Below are 12,990 nucleotides of genomic sequence, written 5' to 3' on the forward strand. Positions count from 1 at the left end.
TGAAAAAAAGTCCTTGACAGCTCAACGCGAATCATTATAATAATAAATGTCTAAAGTGATGTCATTCCGCAGTAGCTCAGTGGTAGAGCAATCGGCTGTTAACCGATTGGTCGCAGGTTCGAATCCTGCCTGCGGAGCCATCGTGGAGAGCTGTCCGAGTGGTCGAAGGAGCACGATTGGAAATCGTGTAGGCGTGAATAGCGCCTCAAGGGTTCGAATCCCTTGCTCTCCGCCATGATTCATCAACATGGCCCGTTGGTCAAGTGGTTAAGACACCGCCCTTTCACGGCGGTAACACGGGTTCGAATCCCGTACGGGTCACTTCTTCGTGGAGGATTAGCTCAGCTGGGAGAGCACTTGCCTTACAAGCAAGGGGTCGGCGGTTCGATCCCGTCATCCTCCACCATTTTTAATCGTTGTGGAGTGGAGCGACGAGCCTTTGCTTCATCGAATTCACTTCGAGTTGCCTCGACGCATCTAGCATCTTTGAATCAGCTTGTAGAGGAAGAGGTAACGGATAACAACGCTAAGAACATTGTGCAAATTAATTTACTTTCCTATCGTCGCGGGGTGGAGCAGTCCGGTAGCTCGTCGGGCTCATAACCCGAAGGTCGCAGGTTCAAATCCTGCCCCCGCAACCAAAATGGTCCCGTAGTGTAGTGGTTAACATGCCTGCCTGTCACGCAGGAGATCGCGGGTTCGAGTCCCGTCGGGACCGCCATTGTTTCAAAATTATGAAAAGAGACAGCTCAGCAGTTCAGTTAGAGTTGCCTCAACGCATCTGGCTTCCTCGAATCAGCTTGTAGAGGGAGAGACACGGTGCAGTACAAGCAAAGCAATTTAATATGGCTCGGTAGCTCAGTCGGTAGAGCAAAGGACTGAAAATCCTTGTGTCGGCGGTTCGATTCCGTCCCGAGCCACCATATAACAATAATGTGCATCATATGTATGCCGACTTAGCTCAATTGGTAGAGACGAGCATCCGCTTCCTCGAATCGGCTGCGAGTTGTCCCGACGCATACAGCTTCTTCGAGTTGGCTGGTAGAGGAAGGGACACAACAAATGAACAATGAGCCGCGATTTATATCATAATTATGCCGACTTAGCTCAATTGGTAGAGCAACTGAATCGTAATCAGTAGGTTGCGGGTTCAAGTCCTGCAGTCGGCACCATTCTTTGGAGGGGTAGCGAAGTGGCTAAACGCGGCGGACTGTAAATCCGCTCCCTTTGGGTTCGGCGGTTCGAATCCGTCCCCCTCCACCATTTTAACAAAGGGGCATAGTTTAATGGTAGAACAGAGGTCTCCAAAACCTCCGGTGTGGGTTCGATTCCTACTGCCCCTGCCATTTTGATTATCATTATGGCGACTATGGCGAAGTGGTTAACGCACCAGATTGTGGCTCTGGCATGCGTGGGTTCGATTCCCACTAGTCGCCCTTCACTTTTCGGCGTTGGGGTATAGCCAAGCGGTAAGGCAACGGACTTTGACTCCGTGATGCGTTGGTTCGAATCCAGCTACCCCAGCCAATGATGCGGAAGTAGTTCAGTGGTAGAACACCACCTTGCCAAGGTGGGGGTCGCGGGTTCGAGTCCCGTCTTCCGCTCTCGATCAAGGCGGCATAGCCAAGTGGTAAGGCAGAGGTCTGCAAAACCTTTACCCCCGGTTCGAATCCGGGTGCCGCCTCCATATCTAATGAATAAAAAAGTGTTGACAGTTGAAAGATAATTTGGTAAAATGTTGATTGTCGCGCCGATGTGGCGGAATTGGCAGACGCGCACGACTCAAAATCGTGTGGGGTAGCCCCCCGTGTGGGTTCGACTCCCACCATCGGCATCCTTGGAATTCGATAGCCCACGGCCAAAAGTCGTGGAAGCCTTGATACGACCGCGTTTGCGGTCGTTTTTCATTTTCAGGAAATCCCGAAAAAAACGATAGAATCCGAAAAAATTTTGCACGAATTTTGCACGGCTATTTTGCATGATATAGATCATCCATGATTTGATCGAGGAGCATATTTTCCGCTTGTTCCAGCTCGTCCAAAATGTGCGAGTAGGTCTGCAATGTGATCCCTATATCCTTATGGCCAAGACGCTTTGAGATATATTTGATGTTCGCTTTCCGGTATAACAGCATCGAAGCGTGCGTATGTCTCAAGGAATGCATCGTCACCTCTTTTAAACCAAGTTTTCTACACAGCGTTTTTAGTGTTTTGTTAACAGCGTTATTGGACACTAACTCCATCTTCGTGTTCACAAAAACAAGATTTTTCTCGTTCCTCAATCCGGTTTTCATGGCCACCTCATTCTGTGCTTTCCGCAGTTCTTTCAATATTTTGCAGGTGTCTTCATCGATCTTTATGGTTCGCTTCGATGAATAGGTTTTCGTATCTGCAAAATCATTCGTAAATTTATAATCCCAAGTCTTGTTGATCGTCACCATTCTGTTTTTGAAATCAATGCAGTCCCATGTGAGCCCTAATATTTCCGAAAAACGTGCGCCAGTCGCCAATGCAAAGAGAATGATATATCGCGAAATATATTTCGGGCGCATATCTTTTTTGATTTCAGCAATTAATTGTTTCGCCTCTTGATAATTTAAATATTTCAGTTCCTCGTCTTTCCCTTTTTTCTTCCCTTTCACCACCACTTTATAGGTAGGGTCGCGAATGATAACTCCTTCTTCGATAGCAGCTTTAATGCATTCCTTGATGTAAGTATGACGTTTTTTGACGGTTTCAGTCGTTCTCGTTTCCGCTATTTCATTAATAAACTTTTGGTACATATCCCTTGTGAGTTCTTTCATCTTTACGCCTGCAAAGTATTCCTCGACTAGCTGAACGGAGTATTCCACATTTTTATCATGCTCTGGACTGTGTTTCCCCTTTTTGTACAGCTCGAACCAATTCCGCATATATTCAGGGAAAAGCTGATCTGCGGCATTAATATCATAGCCTTTGTGAAGTTGTTTCTCCAATTCAGCGGCCGCAAGCTCCGCTTCTTTCTTCGTCCGAAAACCTCCTTTCGTTTTCGTTTTATATTTTCCGTTTTCTTTGTAGGAAACACGATAGCGCCAGCCGCTTTTGGTTTTTTGGATGCTGGCCATGTCTTCTCCCTCCCTATGCAGAATGTATGTTTGGTTTGAGGTCAAAATTTTTTTAGATGCACCACCTCCTCAGGGACTCCATACGCCGCCGCGGCTTCATAAATGGTTGCATCAGTACCGCGATATGTATAAAGCACATCATCCGACAGAAGCAATTCCACGGCAAACTCATTCGCCTCCCTTTCCACTTTATCCATGCAGAAAAGTGTGTTTCTCCTTAGAAAAGATGTGCTAAGTTCGGGATGCAGAACTGCATGCCCCAGCTCGTGCGCGCATACAAAGCGTTTCATCGGCTCGTCCAACTCTGAATTGATGTGAATGATCTGAATCCGGCGAAATGTATGATGATACCCGTATATCCCGCCCAGCGGCTCAAACAACAGCACAATGCCTTTCTGTGATGCGATCTCAAAGGGGTTGTTCGTGCCGTGCTTTCGGATCATCTTCTCTACAATTTGTTTGATCTTTTCAGCCATAGCGAACCCCCTGGAGATGGTTATTCTTTTCGATATTTCTTCGGCGTGAATTTTTGCTTTGCGATACGTTTAGCGAGGCGGAGAGAGTTTTCCAAAGATGCAATCAGCAGTTCCCGATCCTCTTCATCGAGTTCGTCGATGTCCACTCCGCCGAATGCAGCAAATCCACTTCCTGTCTTGAGTCCATTGATGATCTTTTCCAGCTCCTTTTGGATGTCGCGCTCGTCTTTATCCGTTAGGGTAGGTAGATGTTCTTTAGTATCGTCAGCGATATATCCGGCGGCTTGCATTAGATCCTCATAAGTAATTCCGTTGTGAGCGTGATCCGCTAACTTTTTTATTGTCTGAGGTGTGGGAGGGCTGTCTAATAAGCATCTGAGTAACCTTGATATATGAGCGGATGTAACACCTGATTTTTGAGCATAGTGGTTTATTGACCTATTCCCTTTTGCCTTTTCCAGTAGCTCTGCGAATCTTTGCTTATCAAAAGACATGTATCTAACCTCCATTTTTTTGTTGTCTAAAATCAATGTTATATCTATATTCTGTTGTTTGTAAACAACAAAAAGTAAAAAATCATAAAAAAGTATTGACTGTATGTAATAATAGATGTTATATTTTACATGAAAACAATATTGACTACATACAACGCTCGGAAGGGAGTGATAAAGTGTACGTTAACAAAGACAAGGTGAAAGTATTAATGGAAGAAAGAGCAAATGGGAGATATCGCAAATTCGCTAGAATGCTGAATCTTGATGTTGCCCATTTGTACAGGGTTCTAAATTCCAAGAGTATGGCAGGACCAAAGTTTTTAGGAAGACTTAAAAAGTATTGCGATGAAAATGGTTTAGACTTTGAAGAATATATTTTTTTAGATGATCCGTTACATGCAGTCAATGATAATTGGAAGGGAGAAGGGAAATGAACCCGCAAGTTTTCACTTATGGTGAAACACAGGTTAGAACAATCATCAAAAACGGTGAAGTTTGGTTTATCGCAAAAGATGTGTGCAGTGTTCTCGATATCAAAAACAGTCGCGATGCCCTAGGGAGATTAGATGAAGACGAAAAGGGTGTAGTTTTAACCGACACCCTTGGAGGAAAACAACAAATGTTGTGTGTCAATGAAGCTGGACTTTACGAGTCAGTCAAGACTTTGTGGAGAACATTTTTTCGGTTCACTACGGGTGTTGTCAATCACTAGTTAGCGAACCATTTTCAGGAATTGATATCGTAAGCGCTTTCGGACTCTCATCCCTCATCTTGAAGTGATGATATTGTATTCCATTTTTTTACACCCAACCAAAATCCCGAAGCGCCGACAACGCTTGATGGATCGGCGTCCCGGATGACCGCTGCAGACACGGTAGATTCTGACGCACCACATCTGCCCACAACCGTCCTGCCTTCCGTTTGGCCTGTTCAACCCGCTTGGACTTCGTCGAGGCCGAGGCTGCCGTTCGGGTCTCTTCTTCCTCCACCAACTGCCCATTTCTCCGCCAAATCCCGTCGATTCGGGCTGCCATCGCCCTCAGAAACGCCCGAAGCCCTTGGTCTTTCCAGCTGCGGCGGGATTTCACCCGATGCGCAAACCGGCTCATCACGCTCTCGGCGTGGCCCATCGGACGCATGCCGGTCGTCTCCACCCCTTGCTCCGACAGCCACTCCCGATAGTCCCGGATGCATCCCGGCATCGACTCGATCCGGCGGATCATGGCAGCCATCTGCTTCTCTTTCGCTTCGTCCTCCAACGTGCCGACCGCGCTGTTCAGCTCCACGAGAAGCCCCTCTTCGTCTTGTTTCGCCAGCTTCTTCCGCACCTCCCGCCAACGCGGATGGCCGGACAGACACTGACGCAGCTCCCGCGCCACATGAAATCGATCCAGCTGAAAGCAGGCTCGCTTTCCAAAATACTCCCGGCAGGCTGTGATCCACGACGCCGCGTCGCCGTTGATGATCAAAAGGTCCCGGCACGGGTCATAGGCATATTCGTTCATCAGCCACTCTTCAAACCGTTCCCACACGTCTCCCTCCCCTTCATGGAGGTAGTGGCGCCGGTTCACGAGCTCGAGCTGCGAACCGTTTCGTTTCCATCCCTCGTGAACCGCCAGGATTTTCTCTTCTTTCGCCCGTTTCCCTTTCCCCTGGCGGGAAATGAACAGCCCATCCGCCTCCACAAATAGCACTCGGCCGTGCCGTTGGGAAACAGGGCGGTGCAGCGAGACAGGGGCCTCCAGCACCAGTTGGCGAATCGCCTCGTGGCTTAGGACCGCATACCCCACGATCGACTCCAACGTACGGGCCGCTTTGCGGTAGGAAGAGCACTCTACGGCCAACTCGACCGCCGTTTCCTCGAGGCAAGGGCTGATCGACTGCGCTCCATCAAAGCCCAGTTCGGCATCCAGCAAGAAGGTATAGTTCCCCGTTTGCCGGTCATAGTAGTAGTTCCGTCGAAACGTCACTTCTCCAAACAGCGTTTGGATCGTAGTCGGCCGTTTGTCTTTCAGCTGATACCGGCGCTTGTCCCGCGCTTCCGCCAGTTGTTGATCAATCTCCTCCAAAAGGGCCGCCAACAAGACAGCGAACACCTTTTGAAGAGTTCTGACTAATTGTTCCTCCAGCTCTTTTAATAAAGGCCATTCTGTGGTAAGATGTTTCATGGACTCTCTCCCTCCTGTTTTATGGATGTTGGTCATCACCATCATAGCAGGGAGAGAGTCCTTTTTGCATGACATTTGCTTTTTTCTACCGCGCTTCGCTTGGTGGCCCCGACGAGCGTCGCGAACAAAAGTTCGCAACCCTCGTCGGGGAATCATTCCTGAATGTCACCCACAAATATTTTACTCACACCTTCTTATCAAGGGGGAGGAATTGCGGATCCAAACGGTGACGGATTTATCGCACCGACTTGGGATTACGTGATGGCGCTAGAAATTTACGATGGATATTGGAAGGCTGTCGAATTGCAAACGGGATATTATAGGCATCAAACGCCGGTCAAAAAATTTTATTTGGCCGGAAAGAAAGAAGGGCGATACAGAGTCCGTATGTACTATCAAGCTAGAGAAAATGAAGAATACACGGGGGTGGTAACAACATATTCTTTCATGGTGTATCGCTGATTGTTAAGGGGAAGGGGCGCCCGAATTGGCGCTCCTTCATTTGAAAGGAATTAAAAAATTGGTTAAAATGGTAACGACCAATAAGGCAAGGGGGAGGGTTTGAGTTGGGCAAATGGATCTCTGGAGCAGTCGCTGTTGTTTTATTAGGGATCGGTTTTTTTGTCCTAATGAGTGAAAAAGATGACGCTAAACCTGTAAGGGCACAGCAACAATCAGAGCAGGAACAAAAAGAATGGCTGGTTGTCGGAGTTGATCCAAACAATTCTCCAGAATATAAATCGAACGCAGAACTTTACTTCGCGCACCTTAACTCAGCTATTTTCGTGGACAAAGCAAACGTGAATAATGGGGGAACGAGTTTAACGAACGAGGATTATAGAGGAATTCTAAAAGAACTAAAGGGAAATTTAGACAGAATCAAATATAACGGAGAAGAAAAAAAGGATGAGCTAGAAAAAGCAAAAGAATTGGTGAATCAAGCGATTCAGAACGACGCGAAAAAAGGTAATAAAATTTTTGACGAGATTCACGAAGTTATTCACGACTTAGATTTACATTTCAACAAAACTCACTTTGCCGATGAAAAGCTAACCGAGAAAGCTGACAATTAACCAAGAACGAATGACGCCTGTAAAGGGGCGTTTTTTTATTTGCTTTTACTACAAACCAAAGGAGGAATTGACATGGCTGACTTCATTCAAGTCATCGACCCAGGCCATGGCGGCCACGATCCGGGTGCGGTGGCGAATGGGCTTCGTGAGAAAGATTTGACGCTGAAAATCGCGCTCTATACGAGAGACTACATTCATGAGCTATACGAAGGTGTCAAGGTCTATCTCACTCGTGACAAAGATGTGTTTGTCAGCTTGAGCGAACGCGCTGATTTTGCCAATCGCTTAGGAGCAGACCATTTTTGTAGTATTCACATCAACGCAGGTGGCGGAGAGGGATTCGAGTCGTACATTTATAACGGCTCGTATCCGAGCAAGCCGAAAACGCAGGCATTGAGAAATGTTTTACACGATACCATTGTCGCCGAAACCAAATTTGTGAATCGAGGCAAGAAAGAAGCGAACCTTGCTGTTCTTCGCGAGACAAAAATGCCTGCCGTTCTGACCGAGAACGGGTTTATCGACAATAAGGACGATGCCGATTTTCTGAAGTCGGATGACAATCTGCGGAAAATTGCACTGGCGCATGCGCATGGGTTGGCCAAAGCACATGGGTGGAAACCGAAAGAGAAGCCCACGTCAGAGGCAAAGCCTGCGCCGAAAGCGTCTGCCGGTGAGAAAATATTCTACCGAGTGGTGGCAGGCAGTTTCGTGGATCGGGAAAATGCAGAGAAGCGGGTAAGGGAATTAAAAGAAAAGGGATTTGACTCCTTTATTGATGTGTATAGAGACTAACTACTTTCAAGCGGAAAGGGGGTGATTTAAGATAAAGGTAAATACCAAACTCTAGGAGGATGTGTTGATGAAACTTTATCCGATGATGATTGGAAAGATAGATTTAATTGTTACGAGGGCTTCACCTAAAAACTAATGAAGCCCTCTTACCCCGTTATAACAACTTCGCTTTAAAATCATCTTCGAATTCTTGTTTCACTTTTGAATCACTAGAATAAAACTTAATGCCTAACAAACGAACATTTTCGTCTTCGGCCAATATTTCAATATCCGATCGACTAGTTAATGATAGCAGAAAATCCTCCTTCCATCGATCCTGTTCAAGGAGATGAGGACCTTTTGGTTCAAGAAAAACTTGATAGGTACAGCCAATATCTCTTAGATACAACAAAAAGTCTGGCATAAATCCACGTGTTCCATCAATCTCAACTAACCTTACTTTCTTTTCATTTCGTATCAAATATACCTCGTTATATTTCTTTTTAAGCTCCTCCACATAATTGTTGATAAAATCAATAAAGTCCTCCTCTAGTCGGTTAACTATGGCTTTGTCATAAATATACCATGGATGTTTTCTCATGTCTTTGACATTTTTTACTTCTTCAATGTTGTTGGCTCTGCTAGTGATTTTGTTGAATACCAACACATAATCCTGAATTTGCTCTGACATAGATATTCCTTCGAATATAGGCGTTCCCTTTTCTTTCATGTAATTGTTACGAATATTTTTCTCTGCATAAGAAAGGAACTGCTCAGCCATTTTTAGGTGTTCATTAGGTGATAAATTATCAATCGAAAGACTATACGGCAGTGATACTTTTATAGTTACACCGCCTAAAAAGTTAGGTTTTTCTATAAATTCTTTCATGCTAGTGATGCCTGGAATATAATTCTTTAAGTTATCAAATCGATAAAAACGGTTTCGTTGTATCGCTTTTTGCCATATTCTTTTATTCGGTTTTAATTCTTGGACGTGACGAATGGTGCTAGATTTAATTTCTCGTTTAGATCCGTAAAGCTGTTCAATAGATTTTTCATAATCAATTTCATATGAAGTTGATATATTGTAGTCTTCCAGACATTTATAATCGTCCGGTGTAGTGGGTACCACTTTATTTATATATATTTTTCCATTTCTGAACCACTCCGCTTTACGAATATCCGATTTTATCTTAGCTTCTATACGTATATAGTCGTCCTCTTTTACCTGTATATCAGCTGATTCTAATGATTTATATAGGTTTTGTATATAGGCGTTTTCATTTATTGTATGATAATGTAAAGTTTCAATCACCTTCAAGTCATTTGGAGATTCATCAAAACGTCTAGTAAAAGATTTTTCTCCTTTATATTCAAACGGGTAATATCTAGCACCCCTACCGATTAACTGAGCTTCGCTGTCTGTTGTTGTTCTCGTGTTTGAAGCCCCTTCGCTAATACGAACAATATCAAATAAATTTAGCACGTCCCATCCTTCGTTCAACTTTGCGACGGCGAATATGGCTCGTATTGGGTTATCACTTTCTTCCAGAGAATTCAAAAGTAGAGCATTACTTTCTGAAAGGAACGAAGAATCATTAGCATTTAAAGTAGTTTGTTCATTAAAATCCCATTGTAAATCACGAATTACGGTTGCTAGGTCTTTATTGTTGTAAAAGTAAAACATTCGGGACCATATACTCTCTTTATTTTGATAAATTGCCAGGCCTTGTTGAACTACTTGCTGTAGTCGCCCGACAGTTAAGTCTTTTACCAAATTCAGAAAGGTTTCGTTAGCCCATCTAGATGTTGCGATTTTGTTTGACTTAAAAAGGATAACAGGCTTTAAGTTTATTCCATTTTCTTTTGCGATATACTTTTTATATTGGCTTAATAACATAGCGTGCATCATTTTTTGTTCATCGTTTTCATCTGTCCGGAGTAATACTATATTTTTTGAATATCCATCTGACATAAACTTTTTTAGATCATATTGATAGACAATCTTGTTACAATATTTGTTGAATAGAGCATCATTTGATAAATCGATTGTAGCAGTGAATTCTAGTAATCTATTTGCCGGGTTAAGGTTTAGCAATTTATTGACTGTGTATTCCCATCTACGTTCCTGTTCTTCTTTTTCTGTCAATTTCTTCTTATTACTTTTGGTGATAACATTAATATGATGAGCCTCGTCGGCTAATAAAACAAGATTTATATTTTCTAATGAATCATATGTGAGCCCATTTTCTCTTGGATTGGTTAAATCCATGTGTAACTTCTGGATAGTTGTTAGTTTTAAATAAATTGTATTTTCAGCTGGAATAGAAGGGAAAACATCGACTATTTGTATAGTAATTAGCTTACCCTCTATAAAAATCCCATCTTTCCTAAATAAATACTTCGATGAAGAGGTATTTGTTAGGTTGTCGTATGTTTTTTTTATGATAGCATCGCTATTAACGAAGAAAAGAAAGTATTGATACCCTTTTTCTTTAAATAAATAAAGAATAGTTGCTGCTAAAACCAAAGTTTTTCCCGTACCGGTAGCCATGTGAAAAAGTAAATGATTAAAAGAAATATTAGCAGTATTTGATTCTTGCGTATAAATAAATTGACGTAACGCTTGTTCTTGATACGGTCGCAACTTGTGACTAAGGTTATCCGTTATATAGGCTGGTATTTCAAGCGACAAATGGCCAGTTTTTAGCAAGTCGTTAAAACTTCGTTCTATGGTTTTGTGCAATATTTCGTTATTCATGGGTATTCACCGTCTTTTTGTAGAAAGAATGATTAAATCGTTTAACTGAATCAGGTATCCCATATTGTGAATCATCAATTTCTGAGTAACTTAAATAAAGTTGATTCGCGTCTAAAATCTGAATCAAAATATCTTTCTTTTCATTTAGAGAAAGAGTAGCAAAGTCATGATTTTGGGTAGTAACTTTTTCTATGTTCACTTTAAAATTTAGATAAGCAGATTCTTTCATGTGTGTAATAATTTTTTCAATATCTTCGTCTGAACTTGCTGTTTGAATTCGTTCAATATATTTTTGATTTAACGGATATAATTCAGCATAAATGAAACCTCCTCCGCCAGTCCATTGAACACTTTCAGAAATACCTCCTTGCTCCCCTTCGATAACTTTTCTCAATCTGGGTATAGAAATAGTTTCGATATAATTCATCTGCTCAATTCCGATAAATTGTCGATTCATTTTCATAGCAACTGCTTGGGTTGTGGCCGATCCCATAAAGAAATCTAGTATAATATCATGTTCATTTGTTAATAAATCTATTAAGAACATTATTAGTTTTTCGGGTTTTTTTCCGTTCCTGAATTCTAATTCCCCTTCATAATTAACTCGATTATATTCTTCCACAAAGTCTAGGAAATTCGGATAGGGGATTTCAGTTGTTTCCGAGTTCAACGGCATCCCTTGAAAATAGACTCCGTTTTTATTTCCTTTTTTCGGCAAACAAAACCATCTATACCCTAAAGAATCATCCCCCATACCTGGAACTTTAAATAAGGTTAATGGTGGATAAAAATTTACCAATTTTTCCAAATGCTTTACATAAAATCTACCGCTACTGTTTTTTTCTCTTATACTTCCTCGAATACTGATAGACTTCAAATTTTCTTTTGAAGGAGTTGTTTTAATGAGTCTATATTGGTCGGGAGTATAAACTTCAACTTCTTTAGAATCAAAATTTAAGATTTCTTTTGGTTTACCTGTAACTTCAATTTTATATACATAGTCATCATCTGTTTTAACTTTAATTCTTTTTGGGAGTTTGAAATCCTTATTTTTGCTATAAACAAGAACGTATTCAATAACATCATTAAATTCTTTATCGGCTGTGATACTTCTATCTGGATGCCTCACTAGACAATTAAATGTTACGACATAGTTATCATTGCCGATGATATTGTCCATTAAGACTTTTAAATAAGCGTATTCGTGAAAGCTACACTGGACAGCAATGACTCCATCATCATTTAATAAATCCATAGCTACTTCTAATCTGTTTTTCATAAAGGTTAACCAGGTAGAGCGTTTAAACTTATCGTTGTATCTAAAGCTGTCGCTTCCCGTGTTATAAGGAACATCTAAATAAACTAATTTGATTTTGCCCAAAAATCTTGGCTTCAATGAATGTAGAGCAATTAAATTGTTCCCCTTGATAATCAAGTTATCTGTGTCCTTAAATTCGGTAACCTCGTATTCACCGTGTTTGTCATATTTTTTGATGTTTGTAAAAACCTTTGGAGACAATAATATGTCGATCTCCTCTTTGGCCAGCACCTTATGATAATACAATTCTTCCTTTCCTACATCTTCTTTTGTCATTCCACCCTCTAGGATACAGTCTTTGTGAGGGAAATCCAAAACAACATCAGTATTATATTTTAAATACCTTCCTTCGCTGGTAAGTCCAATTTCATTGCTATACTTTGTATAGCTATTGTCCCAATAACTTTTGTAACGTAACATATCGATAAGATCATCTATTTTAAAGACATAATTATTATTAATTTTAATTGTATAAGCGTTTCTGATTTTTTCATTATCAAGCAACTTTTCTATCAAATCTTTTCTATAATCCCTTAGATCATCAATAACTTTACTTTTTAACAAGTTGTCTTGTCCCCAATATTCAGGAAAAAATAGCAAAACATGTTTTATTTCTTTGAGTAGTGCGGTATCCATATTACATTGCCCCCTATTGAGTCAAATGGTAGTTGTTGCCTACATATTGAATTATACATGTTTTTATTATGAGGTAAATGGACACCGTTTACAATTAAACCTATTGTTGTATAATAATCGTGAAATATAATTGATAAGGAAAGGTTTTTGTGATAGAAGTCGAGTGTTTGATTAACCACTTTGTACC

11 protein-coding genes and 15 tRNA genes are annotated in these 12,990 nt (G+C 41.7%); 20 read left to right on the plus strand and 6 right to left on the minus strand.

Annotation, left to right across the window (positions count from 1 at the left end; translation table 11 throughout):
• The first annotated feature begins 65 nt into the window (after positions 1–65).
• The 15 genes from NSS88_RS11585 to NSS88_RS11655 all read left to right on the plus strand — a co-directional run bounded on the left by NSS88_RS11585 (position 66) and on the right by NSS88_RS11655 (position 1,834).
• Positions 66–140, plus strand: a tRNA-Asn gene (locus NSS88_RS11585).
• A 4-nt stretch (positions 141–144) separates the two neighbouring features.
• Positions 145–235 (plus strand) — tRNA-Ser (locus NSS88_RS11590).
• A 14-nt stretch (positions 236–249) separates the two neighbouring features.
• Positions 250–321 (plus strand) — tRNA-Glu (locus NSS88_RS11595).
• Positions 322–330: 9 nt separating this feature from the next.
• A tRNA-Val gene (locus NSS88_RS11600) sits at positions 331–406 on the plus strand.
• Positions 407–564: 158 nt separating this feature from the next.
• A tRNA-Met gene (locus NSS88_RS11605) sits at positions 565–641 on the plus strand.
• 4 nt (positions 642–645) lie between these two features.
• Positions 646–721 (plus strand) — tRNA-Asp (locus tag NSS88_RS11610).
• A 126-nt stretch (positions 722–847) separates the two neighbouring features.
• Positions 848–923 (plus strand) — tRNA-Phe (locus NSS88_RS11615).
• 173 nt (positions 924–1,096) lie between these two features.
• A tRNA-Thr gene (locus tag NSS88_RS11620) sits at positions 1,097–1,172 on the plus strand.
• Positions 1,173–1,178: 6 nt separating this feature from the next.
• Positions 1,179–1,263 (plus strand) — tRNA-Tyr (locus NSS88_RS11625).
• 9 nt (positions 1,264–1,272) lie between these two features.
• Positions 1,273–1,346 (plus strand) — tRNA-Trp (locus NSS88_RS11630).
• Positions 1,347–1,363: 17 nt separating this feature from the next.
• Positions 1,364–1,436: transfer RNA gene (locus tag NSS88_RS11635), tRNA-His, on the plus strand.
• 16 nt (positions 1,437–1,452) lie between these two features.
• A tRNA-Gln gene (locus tag NSS88_RS11640) sits at positions 1,453–1,527 on the plus strand.
• 5 nt (positions 1,528–1,532) lie between these two features.
• Positions 1,533–1,604 (plus strand) — tRNA-Gly (locus NSS88_RS11645).
• A 9-nt stretch (positions 1,605–1,613) separates the two neighbouring features.
• Positions 1,614–1,687, plus strand: a tRNA-Cys gene (locus NSS88_RS11650).
• Positions 1,688–1,749: 62 nt separating this feature from the next.
• Positions 1,750–1,834: transfer RNA gene (locus tag NSS88_RS11655), tRNA-Leu, on the plus strand.
• Positions 1,835–1,969: 135 nt separating this feature from the next.
• On the opposite strand, the gene NSS88_RS11660 is transcribed toward NSS88_RS11655, so the two are convergent.
• Genes NSS88_RS11660 through NSS88_RS11670 form a run of 3 tightly spaced genes read right to left on the minus strand, consistent with a single transcriptional unit; the run spans position 1,970 to position 4,073 of the window.
• Entirely contained in the window at positions 1,970–3,103 is a 1,134-nt protein-coding gene (locus NSS88_RS11660; RefSeq protein ID WP_121650013.1) for a tyrosine-type recombinase/integrase, read from the minus strand.
• Positions 3,104–3,144: 41 nt separating this feature from the next.
• The gene (locus tag NSS88_RS11665) at positions 3,145–3,579 is read right to left on the minus strand and encodes an ImmA/IrrE family metallo-endopeptidase (RefSeq protein WP_341084659.1); all 435 of its coding nucleotides are present in this window, start codon (positions 3,577–3,579) and stop codon (positions 3,145–3,147) included.
• 20 nt (positions 3,580–3,599) lie between these two features.
• Positions 3,600–4,073 carry an XRE family transcriptional regulator gene (locus tag NSS88_RS11670; protein ID WP_341084661.1) on the minus strand — a complete coding sequence of 158 codons (474 nt, stop codon included), beginning with the start codon at positions 4,071–4,073 and terminating at the stop codon, positions 3,600–3,602.
• 176 nt (positions 4,074–4,249) lie between these two features.
• On the opposite strand from NSS88_RS11670, the gene NSS88_RS11675 reads away from it, so the two are divergent.
• Complete coding sequence (locus NSS88_RS11675) at positions 4,250–4,507, plus strand: transcriptional regulator (RefSeq protein ID WP_008881996.1); 258 nt, start codon at positions 4,250–4,252, stop codon at positions 4,505–4,507.
• Positions 4,504–4,785, plus strand: a complete 282-nt coding sequence (locus NSS88_RS11680; RefSeq protein ID WP_341084668.1) for a BRO-N domain-containing protein — start codon at positions 4,504–4,506, stop codon at positions 4,783–4,785. Before NSS88_RS11675 ends, NSS88_RS11680 begins: the two co-directional genes overlap by 4 nt.
• A gap of 88 nt (positions 4,786–4,873) precedes the next feature.
• Here NSS88_RS11680 and NSS88_RS11685 read toward each other — a convergent pair whose 3' ends face one another.
• Positions 4,874–6,241, minus strand: a complete 1,368-nt coding sequence (locus NSS88_RS11685; protein ID WP_341083998.1) for an ISLre2-like element ISGsp3 family transposase — start codon at positions 6,239–6,241, stop codon at positions 4,874–4,876.
• Between the two features lie 162 nt (positions 6,242–6,403).
• On the opposite strand from NSS88_RS11685, the gene NSS88_RS11690 reads away from it, so the two are divergent.
• The 3 genes from NSS88_RS11690 to NSS88_RS11700 all read left to right on the plus strand — a co-directional run bounded on the left by NSS88_RS11690 (position 6,404) and on the right by NSS88_RS11700 (position 8,109).
• Positions 6,404–6,703 (plus strand): hypothetical protein, encoded by a 300-nt coding sequence (locus NSS88_RS11690; RefSeq protein WP_341084670.1) that lies wholly within the window; start codon positions 6,404–6,406, stop codon positions 6,701–6,703.
• Positions 6,704–6,807: 104 nt separating this feature from the next.
• Positions 6,808–7,314, plus strand: coding sequence for a hypothetical protein (locus NSS88_RS11695; RefSeq protein ID WP_341084671.1), 507 nt, complete (start codon positions 6,808–6,810; stop codon positions 7,312–7,314).
• 72 nt (positions 7,315–7,386) lie between these two features.
• Entirely contained in the window at positions 7,387–8,109 is a 723-nt protein-coding gene (locus NSS88_RS11700) for an N-acetylmuramoyl-L-alanine amidase (RefSeq protein WP_341084674.1), read from the plus strand.
• A 154-nt stretch (positions 8,110–8,263) separates the two neighbouring features.
• Here the strand turns inward: NSS88_RS11700 and NSS88_RS11705 are convergent, their stop codons facing one another.
• On the minus strand, positions 8,264–10,849 hold the full coding sequence (locus NSS88_RS11705) for a DEAD/DEAH box helicase family protein (protein ID WP_341084676.1): 2,586 nt from the start codon (positions 10,847–10,849) through the stop codon (positions 8,264–8,266).
• On the minus strand, positions 10,842–12,803 hold the full coding sequence (locus NSS88_RS11710) for a site-specific DNA-methyltransferase (protein WP_049626005.1): 1,962 nt from the start codon (positions 12,801–12,803) through the stop codon (positions 10,842–10,844). Before NSS88_RS11710 ends, NSS88_RS11705 begins: the two co-directional genes overlap by 8 nt.
• Positions 12,804–12,990: the final 187 nt, after the last annotated feature.

Origin of the sequence: Geobacillus sp. FSL W8-1251 (genome assembly GCF_038005945.1) — a bacterium.
Lineage (GTDB): Bacteria > Bacillota > Bacilli > Bacillales > Anoxybacillaceae > Geobacillus > Geobacillus stearothermophilus.

Coding starts and splice junctions, on each gene's coding strand:
- NSS88_RS11660 (WP_121650013.1), bottom strand. CDS start 3,103: ATGGCCAGCATCCAAAAAACCAAAAGCGGCTGGCGCTATCGTGTTTCC.
- NSS88_RS11665 (WP_341084659.1), bottom strand. CDS start 3,579: ATGGCTGAAAAGATCAAACAAATTGTAGAGAAGATGATCCGAAAGCAC.
- NSS88_RS11670 (WP_341084661.1), bottom strand. CDS start 4,073: ATGTCTTTTGATAAGCAAAGATTCGCAGAGCTACTGGAAAAGGCAAAA.
- NSS88_RS11680 (WP_341084668.1), top strand. CDS start 4,504: ATGAACCCGCAAGTTTTCACTTATGGTGAAACACAGGTTAGAACAATC.
- NSS88_RS11685 (WP_341083998.1), bottom strand. CDS start 6,241: ATGAAACATCTTACCACAGAATGGCCTTTATTAAAAGAGCTGGAGGAA.
- NSS88_RS11690 (WP_341084670.1), top strand. CDS start 6,404: ATGTCACCCACAAATATTTTACTCACACCTTCTTATCAAGGGGGAGGA.
- NSS88_RS11700 (WP_341084674.1), top strand. CDS start 7,387: ATGGCTGACTTCATTCAAGTCATCGACCCAGGCCATGGCGGCCACGAT.
- NSS88_RS11705 (WP_341084676.1), bottom strand. CDS start 10,849: ATGAATAACGAAATATTGCACAAAACCATAGAACGAAGTTTTAACGAC.
- NSS88_RS11710 (WP_049626005.1), bottom strand. CDS start 12,803: ATGGATACCGCACTACTCAAAGAAATAAAACATGTTTTGCTATTTTTT.